Origin of the sequence: Rhodococcus sp. NyZ502 (assembly GCF_041464245.1) — a bacterium.
Taxonomy (GTDB): Bacteria; Actinomycetota; Actinomycetes; order Mycobacteriales; family Mycobacteriaceae; genus Rhodococcus_F; species Rhodococcus_F qingshengii.
Genome location: NZ_CP167155.1, coordinates 5,151,204 through 5,168,324 on the forward strand (window position 1 = coordinate 5,151,204; position 17,121 = coordinate 5,168,324).

The following is a 17,121-nucleotide window of genomic DNA, read 5'->3' on the forward strand; positions in this document are numbered from 1 at the left end:
TGGCGGGACCGATCAGAGAATCAAGCCCTCACAGAATCAAACCCTGCCGCCGCGCTTCCACGACCGCTTCGTGACGACTGCGGACGTCGAGTTTTCCCATCAGATTCCTCATGTACGTCTTGATCGTTTCGACGCTCAGGGACAACCTCTCGGCGATCTCGGCATTGCGCAGTCCGAGAGCGACGTACCCCATCACCTCCCGCTCGCGTGGCGACAGGACAACGGTGTTCGCGACTGGAGTGTTCGCGGATGGTTTCGGCGACACCAACGACCGCAACTTTGCCTCGACCGCGAGGACCTGCGCGCTGAGAGCCATGTCCTCGAGGTTCGCCGCGATCTCGCCGAGCGCCAGGACGCTCTCGGTCAACCCTTCGGATATCTGGGCATCGCGGTTCGAACCATGTTCCACCGCAGCGGTATCGAGCATCGCCACCCGACGATCCACTTCGTCGCGAATCTCGAATTCGCGGGCCAACGCGTACGACGATCGCATCATCGTCTCTGCGATCACGTCGCCGATCGGCAGGTTGGCACGCAGTCCTCCGTAGATCGCTCCGCGAGTAACCCCGCGTACGACGATGGGGACTGCCATCAAGGATTCAATCGCTTCGGTACCCACTTCATAGTCGTAGTCGTGAGTGATGTGCGACGAGTTCGCGTAGTCCTGGACCGCGCCCGGTCGTTGTTCTGCGATCGCCCGACCGCCGAGTCCGCATTCGGCGTCGATCCGCAGGTTTCGCAGGATGTTGCTGCGCGTGCCGACGTGACCGGTGATGGTCAGCGACCGGTCGCTGACGCAGCCGCCGAACAGAACCGGCAACTCGGTTTTGGGGTGCAGCCGACGCAGTTCGGCGCGCAACGCGTCGTCGTCGCTCGGTCTCAGTACCCTGCTCACTCTCACCTCCACGTACCCAATTCAGAGGGTAGCGGCACCTTTGGCTGGGCAATAGCGTGCATCCAGGCCATTTGTAGTGCCGATCACACTTATCGTGATACCAACCGTGCCACGTCGCCTTCGGAGGAACCGTGTCTGTCCCGACAGCTGTTGCAGCCAACAACACCCCGCTCAGTCCGCTGCGTTTTCTCGAGCGCAGCGCCGCGGTGTTCCCCGAGCGCACCGCCGTCGTTCACGGCGACCGGACCTACTCGTACCGAGAGTTCGGTGACGAGGTCGCGGCTCTGGCCCGCGTCCTGCGTGAACGCATTCAGCCCGGTGACCGCGTCGCATACCTGGCGCCGAACGTACCCGAGATGCTGTTCGCGCATTTTGCCGTTCCCCTCGCCGGCGGGGTCCTGATCGCCCTGAACTCACGCCTCGCCGGTCCCGAACTCGAATACATTCTCGATCACTCGGGAACCACGATCCTGTTCGTGGACTCCGAATTCGTCGGTTCGGTCACCTCGTCCAAGGCAAACGTGGGGAGCCTGCGTGAGATCGTCGAGATCCCGGACTCCACCGTCCCCTATCCGGACGTTCCCACCGGAATCGTCACCGGGCAGTACGCCGATCTGATTGCCGAAGGCGAAGCTCTCTCCGATCAGCCACTGCACTGGGGCGTCGACGACGAGCAGCAGTGTATCGCCATCAACTACACCTCGGGTACCACCGGAAAACCCAAGGGCGTCATGTACTCCCACCGCGGGGCGTACCTGAACTCGCTCGGCGAGACATTCCACAACGGCTTCGACGGAGCGACGAAGTATCTGTGGACACTGCCGATGTTCCACTGCAACGGGTGGTGCACGCCGTGGGCCGTCACTCAGGCCGCGGGCACACATATCTGCCTGCGCGCGGTCCGCGCCGATGCGATCTGGGACGCCATCGACAATCTGGGCGTGACACATCTGTGCGGCGCTCCTACCGTCTGCTCCACCATCGCCGACGCAGACCAGGCCCACAAGGTCGACGCCTTGCGCATCACCACCGCCGGCGCTCCCCCGTCACCGACGATCATCGGAAAACTCGAAGACATCGGTGTCACCGTGGTTCACGTCTACGGCCTCACCGAGGTGTACGGCCCCTACACGATCTGCGAATACCAGGAAGCCTGGGACGACAAGCCGCAGTCCGAGCGCGCCGCACTTCTCTCGCGTCAGGGAGTCGGCATGGTGCAGGCCGAAAATGCTCGCGTTGTCGATGCCGAGATGAACGACGTCCCCGCCGACGGCCAGACCATGGGTGAGATCGTGCTCCGCGGCAACAACGTGATGCTCGGGTACTACCGCGACGAGGCCGCGACAGCCGAAGCATTTGCCGGTGGTTGGTTCCATTCCGGCGACCTCGGCGTCATGCATCCCGACGGATACATCCAGCTCAAGGACCGCGCGAAGGACATCATCATCTCAGGCGGCGAGAACATCTCCACCGTCGAGGTCGAGCAGGCGATCATGAGTCACCCCGCGGTGATCGACGTGGCAGTCGTCGGCGTTCCGGACGAGAAGTGGGGCGAGCGCCCGAAGGCATTCGTGGTGCTGGGCAAGGGATTACAGGCATCCGCCGAAGACATCGTCGAGCACACCCGCACTTTGCTGGCCGGGTACAAGGTTCCCCGCGACATCGTCTTCCCGCTCGACCTTCCTCGCACCCCCACCGGCAAGGTTCTCAAGTTCCAGCTACGCGCCGACAACTGACGCCGACGAAACCTGGATACTTGCATCCATGACCGAGCGCTCCGATGTACCCGGAACTGACCCCGCACAGTTTCGGGTACACGTCGCGTCTCAAGCGATCCGGTTGTTCTCGGAGAACGGGTACGAAGCCACCACCGTCGAGCAGATCGCCGCTGCCGCCGGTGTGTCGCGTCGGACGTTCTTCCGGCAGTTCCGCTCCAAGGAAGACGTGATCTTCGCCGATCACGAGTCCCTCCTCGAACACGTCGCAGAGTTCCTCGCGTCCGATTCCGCCGACCCCTGGGCGTCCGTGTGCGAGGCCGCGGGACTGGTCTTCGATTTCTTCCGCAGGAACCGAGACCTGTCGATGCGGCGATACCGCGTCGTACAGCATGTTCCGGCTCTTCGCGACCGCGAACTCGTCACCGGATTCCGCTACGAGCGCCTCTTCGTCGACTACCTGCGCAGCGCTGTGCCCCGCGAACCTGTCCTCGAGGTTGTCGGTTTTGCCGCAGCTGTCACCGCGTGCCACAACTACCTCTTGCGAAGCATGATCAAAGGCGACGAGGACGCCACAGCTGATGCACTAAGTCAGGCATTGCTCGACGTTCGGCGGACGTACGGCGTGGCACCCGGGTCCAAGACCAGCACGCCAGAATCGAAGTCCGTGCTGGTAGTAGCCTTTCCCCCGGGCACGTCCGCTGATGAGATCAGCAGAAAAATCCACGAACAACTCGGCTGACACTGCTCGTGCACCGAAACTTCACACACCCATCCCTTGACCTGGCACTCAGTGCCGTGTTTGACTGGGGTCATGGGCACCGGTCTGTCCGCGAATCTCGCTGGTAACGCCGGAGCCGCACCGACCGCCTTCAAGCCACCTTCACCAAGGAGCGTTCCCATGGCAGGAAACCCGGATTTCAATCTCTTCGCACTGAACGAAGAGCACGACGAACTGCGGGCTGCTATCCGCGGACTCTCCGAGAAGGAAATCGCGCCGTACGCCAAGGACGTCGACGAGAACGCACGTTTCCCCGAGGAAGCGCTCACCGCTCTCAACGCGTCCGGCTTCAACGCCATCCACGTTCCGGAGGCTTACGACGGCCAGGGCGCCGATTCCGTCGCCACCTGCATCGTCATCGAGGAAGTCGCCCGCGTCTGTGGATCCTCCTCGCTGATCCCCGCTGTGAACAAGCTCGGCACCATGGGCCTGATCCTCAAGGGTTCCGAAGAGCTCAAGTCCAAGGTGCTCCCGGACCTCGTGAACGGCGGAATGGCGTCGTACGCACTGTCCGAGCGTGAAGCCGGATCCGACGCCGCTTCGATGCGTACCCGCGCAAAGGCTGACGGCGACGACTGGATCCTCAACGGCTCCAAGTGCTGGATCACCAACGGCGGCAAGTCCACCTGGTACACCGTCATGGCTGTCACCGATCCCGACAAGGGCGCAAACGGCATCTCCTCTTTCATGGTCCACAAGGACGACGAGGGCTTTGTCGTCGGACCGAAGGAAAAGAAGCTCGGCATCAAGGGCTCCCCCACCGCTGAGCTGTACTTCGAGAACTGCCGCATCCCCGGCGACCGCATCATCGGCGAACCGGGCACCGGCTTCAAGACGGCACTCGAGACCCTCGACCACACGCGCCCCACCATCGGTGCTCAGGCTGTCGGCCTGGCCCAGGGCGCACTCGACGCGGCGCTGGCGTACACCAAGGATCGCAAGCAGTTCGGCAAGTCCATCAGCGACTTCCAGGCAGTTCAGTTCATGCTCGCGGACATGGCGATGAAGGTCGAAGCCGCACGTCTGATGGTTTACACCTCCGCAGCACGCGCCGAGCGTGGCGAGAAGAACCTCGGCTTCATCTCCGCTGCGGCGAAGTGCTTCGCTTCGGACGTTGCCATGGAGGTCACCACCGACGCCGTGCAGCTGTTCGGTGGCGCCGGCTACACCACCGACTTCCCGGTCGAGCGCATGATGCGCGACGCCAAGATCACGCAGATCTACGAAGGCACGAACCAGATTCAGCGCGTCGTGATGTCGCGTGCGCTGTTGAAGTAAGGCACTTCGCGCCCCTGTGCGCCTTTCTGGTAGTTCTGACTACCGGAACGGCGCACAGGGGCTTGCCCCTAATTTTTGAGGAGAATTGTGGAACTCGTAGGCGTAATCGGCGGCGGCACCATGGGTGCCGGCATTGCCGAAGTTTGTGCAAAAGCCGGTAGCTCGGTACTGGTGCTCGAAACCAAAGAAGAATTTGCCGCCGCTGCCCGCGAACGGATCGCCAAGTCGATCAACCGCGGCGTCGCCAAGGGCAAGATCACCCAGGAAGAAGCCGACGCCGCGATCGCACGCGTCCGCGTCACCTTGGACATGGAAGAGTTCGCCGATCGCGATCTGGTGATCGAAGCTGCTCCCGAGATCGAAGCTCTCAAGTACGAGATCTTCGGCAAGCTCGACAAGATCGTCAAGCCTGCAGGCATTCTGGCGACCAACACGTCGTCGATCCCCGTCATCAAGATCGCCAAGGCCACCTCGCGCCCCGGCCAGGTTGTCGGCGTTCACTTCTTCAACCCCGTGCCGGTCATGCCGCTCGTGGAGATCGTGGTCAGCCTGACGACGTCCGAAGAGACCGTTCTCGCCGTCACCGACTACGCCAAGAACACCTTGCGTAAGAAGACGGTTCGCGCGGGCGACCGTTCGGGCTTCATCGTCAACGCTCTGCTCATCCCGTACCTGTGCCAGGCTGTCCGGATGCTCGAATCCGGCTACGCCACAGCAGAAGACATCGACGAGGCCATGAAGGGCGGCTGCGGCTACCCGATGGGCCCGCTGACGCTGCTCGACACCGTCGGTCTCGACATCGCTCTCGCAGCAGCGGAGTCGCTGTACGCGGAATTCGCAGAACCGCACTACGCTCCGCCGGCGCTGCTTCGCCGCATGGTCGACGCCGGTCGCCTCGGCAAGAAGACCGGTCGCGGCTTCTACGAATACGCCTGAGTCCGACCGCTTCACTCTTCCGGCCCCTCACCTGTTGCAGGTGAGGGGCCGGAGTTGTTTTCGGGCAGATCTAGCCGAATCCATTGACAAATTCGCGCGGCGCAGCAAAAGTCATCATGTGACAACAACCGTTGTCACATGAGCGCAGGCGGAGGGTCAACCAGATGAGCAGCGATCCGGACACCGATACTCGTCGACCTAAGCCCCAGGCGCGACCAGAGCCCCGGGAACTACGAGCCGATCCGATCGGCCCCGGTTCCCTGACGTGGACACACTTCGGCGACGTTCGCGGTCTGCTGTATCTCGGACGCGCAGGCACGCTGCAGAACATGCACCCCGCGGTAAGTGGAGCGCTGCAAGATCATTCGAACTTCTTCGACAATCCGCTTGACCGCCTGTTCCGCTCACTTCCTCCCATCTACGGGGTCGTGTACGACCGGACCGAAGAGGGCACAGGCACGCTCGTTCGCAACTTCCACACCGATCTCAAAGGAATCGACGAAACCGGCGGGCGTTACCACGCCCTCGCTCCTGACACTTTCTGGTGGACACACGTCACGTTCTTCGAGGTGATACTCGATTTCAACGAGCGATTCGCGTACAAGAAGTTCACGGCGGAGCAGAAGGACCAGCTTGTCCGTGAGGCCGTAACCTGGTGGCGCTGTTACGGACTCACCGACCGACCGGCTTTCGACGACTACGCCAGCTTCCGCACGTACTGGGAAGACATGCTCGACAACCACCTGATCAACACCCACACCACAAAATGGTCGACGCGCATCGCCGAGCACGACATCGCACCGGCTCCGAAGGTTCCGACGTGGCTGTGGCGTCTTAGCTCTCGCCCCACGATGGCCGTGGCGAACTGGATCGGCAAGGCACTGATGCCGGAGAAGGCGCGCAAGACCCTTGAATGGGAATGGACGCCGCGCGACGAACGGATGTACTTCTGGTTCGCCCGCTTCCTGACATTGACAGATCGGTTCTGGCATCTGCTGCCGTTACGACTGCGGTATGCACCGCGCGCCTACTCGGGCATCCGCGCGCAGGGTCTGTGAGCACTCGTCGGTAGGCTGGAGTGCGTGCCAGCCCAACTCCCCTCCGACGCGATCAGTGTCCGCGTGGACAGCTGGACGTGGGCGGTTCGGCTGTTCAAAACACGCTCGCAGGCGGCGACCGCCTGCCGATCGGGACACGTTCGGGTCAACGGAACGTCGGCAAAGGCGGCTCAGCAGGTGAAAGCCGGCGACGAGGTGCGGGTGCGTGTATCCGGCATCGAGCGCATCGTCGTCGTGGTCAAGCCGATCACGAAGCGAGTCAGCGCCGTGCTGGCCGCCGATTGCCTGCAGGACAATTCGCCGCCCCCACCACCGCCCGAACTGATCGCGTCCATTCCGCGACGTGATCGTGGCGCCGGCAGACCGACCAAACGCGAGCGACGCGACCTCGAGAAGTTGCGCGGCCTCGAGCCCTGATTGCTACCTCGAAACAGGCTGACGCAGAACCGTCTTCAGTTTCTCGGGCGGTGTACGGCGAGCGTCGCTGAGATAGATCTCGTGATGATCGCCGTTGAAGCTCAGGCCGTTCGACGGGATGAACGTGTTGTGCAGCCGGTCCAGGGTAGGAGCTTCGTCGTCGTACGAGCCGACGTGAAGAATCTGGACGGACAGACCTTCCTCCAACTCGAGAAACCTGACCTTGTCGAGAGCGGCAATGTCCTTCTTGGCCCGCATTGCCTTGGGCCGGACTGCGTCAATCGACGCAGACAGTTCGGTCTCCGTGATCCACTCCGGTTGCGAGATCATCATCGTCCAATCCCACGACGACTTGTCCCGCGTCACGAACACCTCGGGGTCATCTGCCCGCCACAACCCTTCCAGCGGGCCCACGACGAAGTCGCGATCCAGTTCCTTCTTGCTCGCGAATTTGGTCGCGTAGGACACCGAATACAGCGCTTCGAGCGCCTCGGAGTACTCGGTGGCAGTGTTGGGATCACCGTGACCGTCGACGGCGAAGTAGCCGAAGCGCGGGACGGTCACGAGGGCAAAATCGCGGCGCCCGGGGGAATAGAGATCCTTGTATGCCTTCTTGACGTCGTACTTCTCCATACGCCACCCACCTGATCACTGGCCGAGTTTCAACGTTCGGAAACCTATCCGAGAACACCGACATTCCGATAGCGGACCACCGTCCCCTTGTTAATAGACCAGTGGACCTTTACTCTGGACGGGGTGACTACACCCCAGGCGACCGACGTCGCTCGAGTTCCGCACCGCAGACCGTTGCGGATCGTTGCCATATCCGCGATTGTCGCGTCGATCTTGGCTCTGTTGTTCGTGTACCCGTGGTGGAGCTTGTTCGTCCGGCCGGACTGGCCGACAGCGGTGGCAGTTTTCGGCACCGTTCTATTTGCCGCCCTCCTGATCACCCTGCCTGCCACCATGATGCTCAGCCACGGACACACTGACCGCGATCCAGTTCGCCTGGTCGGCGACGCCCTCCTCGGAATCATCTGGGTCGTGTTCGTGTGGACCCTGCTCGGTGAAGTCCTGGGGCTCGGATTGCTCGTCGGCGGCGTGGATGACCCGCTTCGATCGAGAATCGTCGCCGTTGCGGCACTGATCACCTCGGCCGTTCTGCTGATCTGGGGCTATCGGGAAGCCATGAGACTGCCACGGATCAAGCACGTCGACGTCACCATCCCTCGCCTCGGAGCGGGAATGGACAAGCTTCGGGTAGTCGCAATTACCGACACCCATTTCGGCCCGATCAATCGCGAGAAGTGGTCCGAGCGCGTGATCGCGGCAGTCAACGAACTCGACGCCGACATCGTGGCCCACGTCGGCGACATTGCCGACGGAACAGTGGAGCAGCGCCTCGGCCAAGCCACCCAACTCGCATCGGTGGAAGCCAGACTCGCTCGTGTCTACGTCACCGGGAATCACGAGTACTTCCACGAGGCTCAGGAGTGGCTCGACTACATGACCTCGATCGGCTGGGATGCCCTGCACAACCGGCACCTCGTCGTCACCAAGGGCGGCGACAACCTGGTCATCGCCGGAGTCGACGACGCCACCGCTCTGGGATCGAAGCTCGACGGTCACGGCGCGAACTTCGATATGGCCCTTGCCGGCACCGACCCCGATTTGCCGATCCTGATGCTCGCCCATCAACCGAAGCAGGTAACTCAGTCCGCTTCCGCGGGAGTGGATCTGCAGCTCGCCGGCCATACCCACGGCGGACAGATCTGGCCGTTCAACCTTCTGGTCAAACTCGATCAACCGTCGGTGCACGGGCTCACCCGTCACGGCGACCGCACGCAGTTGTACACAAGCCGCGGAACCGGGTTCTGGGGTCCACCATTCCGCGTGTTCGCACCGAGCGAGATCACCGTCCTGACGCTGCACAGCGCCTGAACGGGCTCAGCTCGTTCGGGTTGCCGCTCGCGCCGACAGCCCGACGAGCTGATTGATCAGACCTTCACGTAGGCCGGTTGCGAACATGTCGGCAGCAGGGGGCGCCTGCATCTCGTTCAGTACGACGACCATGGATTCGGCAGGCTCGGCAGTCGGCCACAAGCCTGCAACAATCACCAGGGTTACCTTGGCGAATTGAGCCGCGCCGCCCTCCGAGAGGTGAGGCAATTGCGAATGAATCAGCGACGCAAACCTTCCCGAGTTGACCGTTGCCCGCTTCTTGAAGTCACGGGCGAAGTCGACGGAGATGTTTCTTTCGAGGACACCTGCCATGACGCTCATCAACTCACACAGTAAACGCTGTGCGACAAGCGATTCCGCAACCGTCGATGCCACATGGATTTCAGTGGCGAACGGCGAGTCGTCACCGGTCGGGGTCAACGACTCGGACAACCCGTCCAACCACGCAACCCAGTTCTCGTCGAGCACTTCGAGAAAGATGGCTTCGCGACTGTCGAAGTAGCGAAGCACGTTCGACTTCGCCAGTCCGACGCTCTCACTGAGCTCACGCAGGCTGATGTCGGCGACGGGCCTGGACCCGAGCATCGCGCGGGCCGCATCGAGAATCGCGCACCGACGCGCTTCGATCTGCTCAGGCCTGCGCGCGCGCTGAAATCCGTGGGTCGCCACCATCACGCAAGATTATCAGACCATCGTTCTATTGTTTGCTGTACTGCGGGTCAATTGTCCGAAGGTGCATGCTGCGCCACGACTCCCCTCGACGCCAGTTCGCGACGCAGCGAATCGGTATCGACGGACGCGAGATCGACTCGGTGCGTGCGGGTGGCCAAGGCTCGGACTTCCTCGGACAGGTCCGCCACCTGCTTACGCGTCGCGGCCTGGGATGCCTCGTCCTGTTCCGCCACGCGCTCGACCAACCAGGAAGCGAGTGTGGCAGTCACGATGCCCAGCAACGCAATTCCGCCGATCATCAATGCTCCGGCGATCATGCGCCCGGTCGTGGTAACGGGCGCCATGTCTCCGTAACCGACGGTCGTGACCGTCTCCATCGCCCACCACAATGCCGTTCCGTACGACGTGATGGCAGCGCCCTGCGCGTGACGCTCGGCATCGAGCATGGCCAGCGCCGCGACACCGATCAGCAAGGCCGTGGCACCAGTGGCGTAAATAACCACCCGTCCACGCAAGCTTTGCCCGCTCGAGCGGTGAACTATCGCAAGCAGTCTGACCAACCGAAGTAGGCGCAGCGGACGCAGCATGGGCAACACCACCATCGCCAAGTCCAAGAGATGCCTGACGAACCAGCGACCGCGGGCAGGTGCCAACCACAGGCGAACTGCGTAGTCGACGGCAAAAACGACCCACGCAGCCCACATCGTCCATTCGGTCAGACGATGTGGAAGGCCCGTCGGTTGCGCCAGCACTTGGTACGCGTACGCCACCAAGAACAGGCAGGCCGCAGCGGTCAACGGGATGTCGATGGCTAGCTGCCATTTCTCCAACGTCCACGCAGCGCGGCGGTGCGCCGACTTCGTCGATTCGTTCATCCGAGAAGTCTGACACCACCGCTACCTAGTGCCCGGCAGAACCGACTCAGATCCGAGTGTGCGTCAAGATGTTGAGCGCCGTGGGAACTGCCTCGATCGTGATGGGCAACGGCCCCACCCGATCGCCGTCCGCGTAGGCGATGATGCCCTCGGAGACCAACCGCACCTTCTTCGACCGATACGTCTGCACCGCATCCAAGGAGACGTGAGTTCCCTTGTACACCCGCGGAAACAGGCGCACCAGACGCAACCTCGAACCGTGCCCGACGACGGTCAGATCCAGCAACCCATCAGACTTCGACGCGCCCGGAGTGATGAGCATGCCGCCACCGTACGAGCGGCCGTTGCCGACAGCCACGAGCGTCGCGTCCACCGTGATGACCTCGTCGTCGAGTTCGATCCGGTACGGCAACGGCTTCATCTTCGCCAACTCGGCGAGCATCGCCAGGTTGTAGCGCATCGGCCCCTTGGGCCACGACATCCGATTGGCCCGTTCACTGACCAGCGAATCGAATCCGCTCGCGATGATCGTTCCCGACCAGACGACGGAACCGTCGGCCAGCGTGATCTTCGCCAGGTCGGACTGCTGCACGACGCCGTCGGCGATCACATCGGCGGCTGCCTCGGGATCGCCTGTGGGAATGCCGAACTCACGGGCGTGATCGTTACCGGTGCCCGCCGGGATGAGCCCGATAGGAGTATCGGTCAACGCGGCAGCCTGCAATCCGATGCTGATGGCACCGTCACCGCCGACCACCACCAGCGCGTCGGTACCCTCCTCGATCGCACGACGGGCCAATTTCTTGGCGTCGTCGGCGTCGGTTCCGATGATCTCGGTGACGGCAACTCCCCGAGCGCGCAGTCGCGCAACACCTTTGCGTCCTGCCGCAGGCGCGTGACCATGTCCCGCCATCGGATTGATCAGGACGGTAACCTTCTCGATCTGACTGCGGGTTTCGGTCACGGAATCAGCTTTCCAGGATTGAGGATGCCGGCAGGGTCCACTGCATTCTTCACTGCGCGAAGGATGTTCGCGCCCAATTCACCGATCTCGTCCTTCATCCATGGGCGGTGATCGGCGCCGACAGCGTGGTGATGGGTGATCGTGCCACCGGCGGCGATGATCGCATCGCCAGCGGCAGTTTTCGCCTTGTGCCACTGAGCGATCGGATCCTCGGTCTGCGCGCTGACGACGGTGAAGTACAGCGAAGCACCGGTCTTGTAGGTGTGCGAAATGTGGCACATCACGAGCGGCTGAGTCCCCTGCTCGACGAGAGCCTTGGTCAGCGCCTCGGTGACCGAGGAGCGCAGGTTCGCGAGGTTACCCCAGGTGGTTGCCGTCTCGAGGGTTTCGCACAGTGCGCCGACGTCGAGCAGAGCGTCACGCAGATACGGCGCATCGAATCGCCCGTGTTCCCAGCTGTTTCCGGGCTCCTCACCGAGCGACGTGCCGCCGTGAGCGGTGAGAATTGCGCGGGCCTCCGCCATCCGTTCAGCGGTGTGCGAAGCGGTGCCCTCGTAGGTAGTGATGCCGAGGCAACCACCGGTGAAGGCGTTCTCGCCGATCTTGTCGGTGGTCGCCAAATTCACGCCACTCTCGGCCTCGTCGGACAACCGCAGCACGGTCGGAGCCGATCCTTCCTGGACAAGCTCACGCAATGCAGCTGCGCCGGTGGCGAAGTCGGGGAAGCTCCACCCTTCGCGCACGGTGGTCTCGGGCAGACGGTGAACCCGCACACGCACGTGCGTGATGACGCCGAAGGTGCCCTCGGAGCCGACAAAGAGCTCACCCAGATCGGGGCCTGCAGCGGATGCCGGCGCACGCCCGGTCTCGATCACTCCACTCGGGGTGACAACGGTGAGGCCCTGAACCATGTCCTCGAAGCGCCCGTATCCAGCCGACGCCTGCCCCGAAGACCGGGTGGCGGCAAACCCGCCCAGAGTGGCGAACAGGAAGCTCTGCGGGAAGTGCCCGACCGAGAAACCGTGCTCACGCAGAAGCTCCTCGGCCCGTGGGCCGGTAGTTCCGCCGCCGAACGTCGCAATGCCCGATTCCTCGTCCAACCCGACAAGCTGATCGAACCTGCGCAGATCGAGAGAAAGAACTGCGTCGAACCCGTCACGAATGGGATCGAGCCCGCCGACGACGCTGGTGCCACCACCGAACGGGACCACTGCGATCCGGTTGGCAGAGCAGTATCGGAGAACCTGCTCGACCTCTGCGTCTGTCCCTGGAGTGACGACTGCGTCCGGTGCGTCCTGCGGCTCGACGCTACGACGGCGAAGCAGATCCGGGGTGCTCTTGCCACCGGCCCGAAGGATTCGATCGGAATCCTTGGTACTGACGTACTCGGCCCCGACCAGCCCAGCCAGCGCTTCGACATGCGACTGGGCCATAGCGGACGGAGCCACCTGGACGTCTTCGATGGCGAGACGCGATCGAGTCGGTGCGGAGACACCGAGAAATCCGGTCAACAATGATGTGACTGCGTCCGACAGTTCACGCTTCTTGGCCGGATCGCCCCAGGCGTCCCACTGCATCGGCGGTTGCAAGGCAGACTTTTCGGTGCTCATAGACACTAGTGTTACATATTTGTGTGATGTGTAAACATCCCGGTGGATCAATCCATCCATCAACCCATCGTCTTGGAACCGTCGATGGCTTCGCGAAGCATGTCCGCGTGGCCCGCATGCTGGGCCGTCTCGGCGATGATGTGCAGCAATGCGCGCCGCGCTGACCAGCGAGCTCCCGCTTCGAACCACGGCGCCGACGGCAGTGGATGCGAGATGTCGAGGCTGTCCAGCGAGGCCACCAACTCGTCGGTCCTGGCCGCGATCCCCTCGTACTCGGAAACGATGCCTGCCAAGGTTTCACCCTCGACCATGGCGAATTCGTTCGCCCGTTCCTGTTGCATCTCTTCCGACCACTGGGTCGGGTCGAAGTCCCCACCAAGTCCGGCCGGCCCTTCCAGAATGAAGTCGACCCATCCCTTTTCCGCCTGACCCACATGCTTGATCAATCCGCCGAGGCACAGTTCACTCACGGTCGGCCTCGAAGCGGCCTGCTCGTCGGTGAGGTCCTTGACGGTGAAGAGAAGGAATTCACGATGCCGACGCAGGCTCTGGAGGAGATCCGCGCGCTCGCCGGTGACGGTGGTGATCGGTGCGTTCATGATGTTTTCCTTCGCTCGTGGGTTCGTGCCCTGTGAGAACTACGTTAGAAGTTATTGCGGACAGAAACGGTCCTCATTAGAAAACGATCAAGAAAAAACTCCCGGCACCCACCGATGAAGGTGAGTGCCGGGAGTTCGAGCGAGCTAGACGAGATCAGACTGTGCGAGCCAAACGATCGGCCAGCAGGCGCGTGAAGTGCGCCGGATCGCTCAGTTCACCGCCCTCGGCAAGCAACGCCATGCCGTAGAGCAACTGAGCCGTCTCCGTCAGGTTCTCTGCATTGTCATTGGCGGCCTGCGCCTCCCGCAGACCCGAGACAAGCGGATGCTCCGGGTTGAGCTCGAGAATGCGCTTGCTGTGTGGAACAGGCTGACCCGAAGCCTTGTACATCTTCTCGAGCGTCGGAGACATGCTGAACGCGTCGCCGACGATGCAGGCAGCCGACGTGGTCAGTCGCGTCGAGAGACGCGTTTCCTTGATGTCTTCGGACAGGGTTTCGGTCAGCCACGTCAGTAGCGCGCCGAATTCCTTTTCCTTCTCTTCGCGCTCGGCCTCGGCCGCCTTCTTCTCGTCCTCGGTGTCGAGGTCGACCTCGCCCTTGGCGATCGACTGGAAGGTCTTGCCGTCGAAGTCCGAGACTGCGTCGACCCACATCTCGTCCACGGGATCGGTAAGTACCAGAACCTCGAGGCCCTTGGCCTTGAAAGCCTCCATGTGCGGCGAGCTTTCGATGAGGTGACGAGATTCGCCGGTCATGAAGTAGATCTGTTCCTGACCGTCCTTCATGCGCTCCACGTACTCGGCGAGAGTGGTCACGCCCTCTTCACTGTTGGTCGAGGCGAAGGACGAGATGTCGAGCAGCGTCTTGCGGTTGTCGGCATCGGCCATCAGGCCTTCCTTGAGCGCGCGTCCGAACTCGGTCCAGAAAGTCGAGTACTTCTCCGGCTCGTTCGCCTTCATGTCCTTGATGGTCGAGAGGACCTTCTTGGTCAGACGACGACGGATGGCAGCGATCTGCCGGTCCTGCTGCAGAATTTCACGAGAGACGTTGAGCGAGAGGTCTTGTGCGTCGACGACACCCTTGACGAAGCGCAGGTAATCGGGCACCAACTCTTCGCAGTCGTCCATGATGAAGACGCGCTTGACATAGAGGTGGATCCCGGCCTTGCGCTCACGCATGAACAGATCGAACGGCGCCGTCGACGGAATGAACAGCAGCGCTTGGTATTCGAAAGTACCTTCGGCCTTCATCGGGATGACCTCGAGAGGCTCGTCCCAGGCGTGGCTGACGTGCTTGTAGAACTCCTTGTACTCGTCCTCGGACACCTCGTCCTTGGAGCGAGTCCACAGCGCCTTCATCGAGTTGATCGTCTCGGTCTCGATGGTGACCTCGGGCTCCTCGCCCTCGGCCGGCGTCGACGTACGAGCGACATCCATGCGGATGGGCCACGCGATGAAGTCGGAGTACTTCTTGACCAGTTCCTTGATCTTCCATTCCGACGTGTAGTCGTGCAGGCCGTTCTCGGAATCCTCGGGCATCAGGTGCAGGGTCACGGAGCTACCCTGTGGTGCCTCGTTCACATGCTCGAGCGTGTACGTGCCTTCGCCGGTCGATTCCCAGCGCGTCGCGTGATCTTCACCGGCGCGGCGGGTCAGCAGCGTGACCTTGTCCGCGACCATGAACGTGGAGTAGAAGCCGATGCCGAACTGACCGATCAGTTCTTCCGATGCCGCTGCATCCTTGGCTTCCTTGAGCTTGCGACGGACCTCGGCGGTGCCGGACTTGGCGAGCGTGCCGATCAGGTCGACGACCTCGTCACGCGACATGCCGATGCCGTTGTCGCGGATGGTCAGGGTGCGTGCTGCCTTGTCGATGTCGATCTCGATGTGCAGATCGGAGACGTCGACGTTGAGGTCTTTGTCCTGGTAAGACTCGAGGCGGAGCTTGTCCAGCGCGTCCGAAGCGTTGGAGATCAACTCACGAAGGAAGCTGTCCTTGTTCGTATAGATTGAATGAACCATCAGATCCAGCAGCTGACGTGTTTCTGCTTGGAACTCGAGCTGCTCGGTATGCGCGGTCACTTCGATCCCTTTCTCTTCTCGGACTGATCACAGGAATTTTACTTGACCGCGAATACCGCGGGTCGGCCCCCGCACAGACAAGGGAGGCCACGCGACCTGCGCGTGACCTCCCGTTATCTTCACCACCGATCTACTCGGTGACGTTCACCATCGAATAGTTCGAGACGCCGGCGGCCAGCACCCTGAGGTGATCGTCCGATGCGCCCAAAGTGTGTTCGATGGCCACCAGCCGCGAGACGTAGTGCCCGACCGGATACTCGGCTGTCATACCGATACCACCGTGCATCTGAATTGCTTCCTGACCGATCTGATGCGCGGCGCGACCGACAGACAGCTTCGCTCGCGACGCGATGGTCGGATCGATCACTCCGTCGGCGATGGCCATGGTGGCGTACAGACTCATGCTGCTCGCCAGTTCGAGCGCCACGTACATGTCGGCCGCACGATGAGTCAGCGTCTGGAACTTCGCGAGCGGAACACCGAACTGCTTGCGCTGCTTCAGGTATTCCGTCGTCAGTCGCAGAGCTTCGGTCATGATCCCGATCGCCTCGGCGCACAGAGCTGCCTGCGCCCGAACCTCTGCTTCGACGATCGCCTCCGTGACATCGCCGCCCTCACCAAGCTGTTCGGCCGCGGCATCGGTGAACGTGAACTGCGCACCGCGACGGCCGTCGTGAGTTGCGTATTTGCTCCATGAGACACCCGCGCTTTCCGCATCTACCAGAAAGAGCCCGGTGCCCCCGTCTGGAAGTGCGGCGCTGACGATCACGACGTGCGCGCTGTCGCCCTGCAGGACCGGGTTCTTGACGCCGGTGATAGTCCACCCCGATCCCGATCCCGACTGCGACGCCGTGGTCGTGACGGTGGCGACCGGCCAGCGCGTGCCGGGTTCCGTATGCGCGAAGGCCGACAGAGTGGTCCCGTCGCTGAGCGCCGGCAGGAGCCGCGCCCGCTGATCTGCCGAACCAACAGCCGCGATCAAACCGCCGGGGATCAGAACACCACCCAGATACGGCTCGGGTGCAAGCGCGCGGCCCAGTTCGGTCATCACGACCATGGTCTCGACCGGCCCAGCGCCCATCCCGCCGTCGGCCTCCGCGAATGGCAGGCCGAGCAGCCCGAGCTCGGCGAACTGCTTCCACACCGAGGCATTCCATCCCTCGTCAGTGGCCGAGGTGGCGTTACGCTTCTCCGCGTCGTAGCTGCGGTTGAGCAATTCACGCGTCGTGTCGCGAAGCATCGTCTGCTCGTCGTCGAGTTCGAAATTCATGTCAGA

16 protein-coding genes are annotated in these 17,121 nt (G+C 62.4%); 7 read left to right on the forward strand and 9 right to left on the reverse strand.

All coding sequences use genetic code 11. From position 1 onward, the window contains the following. Nucleotides 1-28: 28 nt before the first annotated feature. A complete protein-coding gene (locus ACBG85_RS23720; protein WP_372025113.1) occupies nucleotides 29-895 on the reverse strand; it encodes a response regulator transcription factor in 867 nt (288 codons plus the stop codon). Nucleotides 896-1,026: 131 nt separating this feature from the next. Between ACBG85_RS23720 and ACBG85_RS23725 the strand changes: the two genes are divergently transcribed. The 6 genes from ACBG85_RS23725 (at nucleotide 1,027) to ACBG85_RS23750 (ending at nucleotide 7,080) form a co-directional block, all read left to right on the forward strand. Continuing rightward, nucleotides 1,027-2,631, forward strand: a complete 1,605-nt coding sequence (locus ACBG85_RS23725; RefSeq protein WP_030535166.1) for an acyl--CoA ligase family protein — start codon at nucleotides 1,027-1,029, stop codon at nucleotides 2,629-2,631. Between the two features lie 28 nt (nucleotides 2,632-2,659). Then, nucleotides 2,660-3,352: a TetR family transcriptional regulator gene (locus ACBG85_RS23730; protein WP_003939674.1), complete on the forward strand. Its 693-nt coding sequence runs from the start codon at nucleotides 2,660-2,662 to the stop codon at nucleotides 3,350-3,352. Between the two features lie 159 nt (nucleotides 3,353-3,511). After that, nucleotides 3,512-4,669: an acyl-CoA dehydrogenase gene (locus ACBG85_RS23735; protein WP_003939784.1), complete on the forward strand. Its 1,158-nt coding sequence runs from the start codon at nucleotides 3,512-3,514 to the stop codon at nucleotides 4,667-4,669. Nucleotides 4,670-4,756: 87 nt separating this feature from the next. Then, on the forward strand, nucleotides 4,757-5,605 hold the full coding sequence (locus ACBG85_RS23740) for a 3-hydroxybutyryl-CoA dehydrogenase (RefSeq protein ID WP_003940434.1): 849 nt from the start codon (nucleotides 4,757-4,759) through the stop codon (nucleotides 5,603-5,605). Nucleotides 5,606-5,769: 164 nt separating this feature from the next. Beyond that, nucleotides 5,770-6,663: an oxygenase MpaB family protein gene (locus ACBG85_RS23745; RefSeq protein ID WP_042452758.1), complete on the forward strand. Its 894-nt coding sequence runs from the start codon at nucleotides 5,770-5,772 to the stop codon at nucleotides 6,661-6,663. Between the two features lie 24 nt (nucleotides 6,664-6,687). Further along, nucleotides 6,688-7,080 carry an RNA-binding S4 domain-containing protein gene (locus ACBG85_RS23750; RefSeq protein WP_029256216.1) on the forward strand — a complete coding sequence of 131 codons (393 nt, stop codon included), beginning with the start codon at nucleotides 6,688-6,690 and terminating at the stop codon, nucleotides 7,078-7,080. Nucleotides 7,081-7,083: 3 nt separating this feature from the next. Here the strand turns inward: ACBG85_RS23750 and ACBG85_RS23755 are convergent, their stop codons facing one another. After that, nucleotides 7,084-7,713, reverse strand: coding sequence for a GyrI-like domain-containing protein (locus ACBG85_RS23755; RefSeq protein ID WP_075834364.1), 630 nt, complete (start codon nucleotides 7,711-7,713; stop codon nucleotides 7,084-7,086). Between the two features lie 123 nt (nucleotides 7,714-7,836). On the opposite strand from ACBG85_RS23755, the gene ACBG85_RS23760 reads away from it, so the two are divergent. After that, nucleotides 7,837-9,021, forward strand: coding sequence for a metallophosphoesterase (locus tag ACBG85_RS23760; RefSeq protein WP_372025115.1), 1,185 nt, complete (start codon nucleotides 7,837-7,839; stop codon nucleotides 9,019-9,021). A gap of 6 nt (nucleotides 9,022-9,027) precedes the next feature. On the opposite strand, the gene ACBG85_RS23765 is transcribed toward ACBG85_RS23760, so the two are convergent. From ACBG85_RS23765 to ACBG85_RS23795, 7 genes are all read right to left on the reverse strand, one after another. After that, nucleotides 9,028-9,714, reverse strand: coding sequence for a TetR/AcrR family transcriptional regulator (locus tag ACBG85_RS23765; protein ID WP_372025116.1), 687 nt, complete (start codon nucleotides 9,712-9,714; stop codon nucleotides 9,028-9,030). A gap of 47 nt (nucleotides 9,715-9,761) precedes the next feature. Then, complete coding sequence (locus tag ACBG85_RS23770) at nucleotides 9,762-10,589, reverse strand: potassium channel family protein (RefSeq protein WP_372025117.1); 828 nt, start codon at nucleotides 10,587-10,589, stop codon at nucleotides 9,762-9,764. 46 nt (nucleotides 10,590-10,635) lie between these two features. Next, complete coding sequence (locus tag ACBG85_RS23775; protein ID WP_007731349.1) at nucleotides 10,636-11,553, reverse strand: diacylglycerol kinase; 918 nt, start codon at nucleotides 11,551-11,553, stop codon at nucleotides 10,636-10,638. Beyond that, on the reverse strand, nucleotides 11,550-13,130 hold the full coding sequence (locus ACBG85_RS23780; protein ID WP_217018922.1) for an FAD-binding oxidoreductase: 1,581 nt from the start codon (nucleotides 13,128-13,130) through the stop codon (nucleotides 11,550-11,552). Before ACBG85_RS23780 ends, ACBG85_RS23775 begins: the two co-directional genes overlap by 4 nt. A 92-nt stretch (nucleotides 13,131-13,222) precedes the next feature. Next, entirely contained in the window at nucleotides 13,223-13,762 is a 540-nt protein-coding gene (locus ACBG85_RS23785; protein ID WP_030535159.1) for a DinB family protein, read from the reverse strand. Nucleotides 13,763-13,916: 154 nt separating this feature from the next. Further along, nucleotides 13,917-15,845, reverse strand: a complete 1,929-nt coding sequence (gene htpG / locus ACBG85_RS23790) for a molecular chaperone HtpG (protein ID WP_083056719.1) — start codon at nucleotides 15,843-15,845, stop codon at nucleotides 13,917-13,919. Nucleotides 15,846-15,975: 130 nt separating this feature from the next. Then, nucleotides 15,976-17,115, reverse strand: a complete 1,140-nt coding sequence (locus ACBG85_RS23795) for an acyl-CoA dehydrogenase family protein (protein WP_003939706.1) — start codon at nucleotides 17,113-17,115, stop codon at nucleotides 15,976-15,978. Nucleotides 17,116-17,121 lie beyond the last annotated feature (6 nt).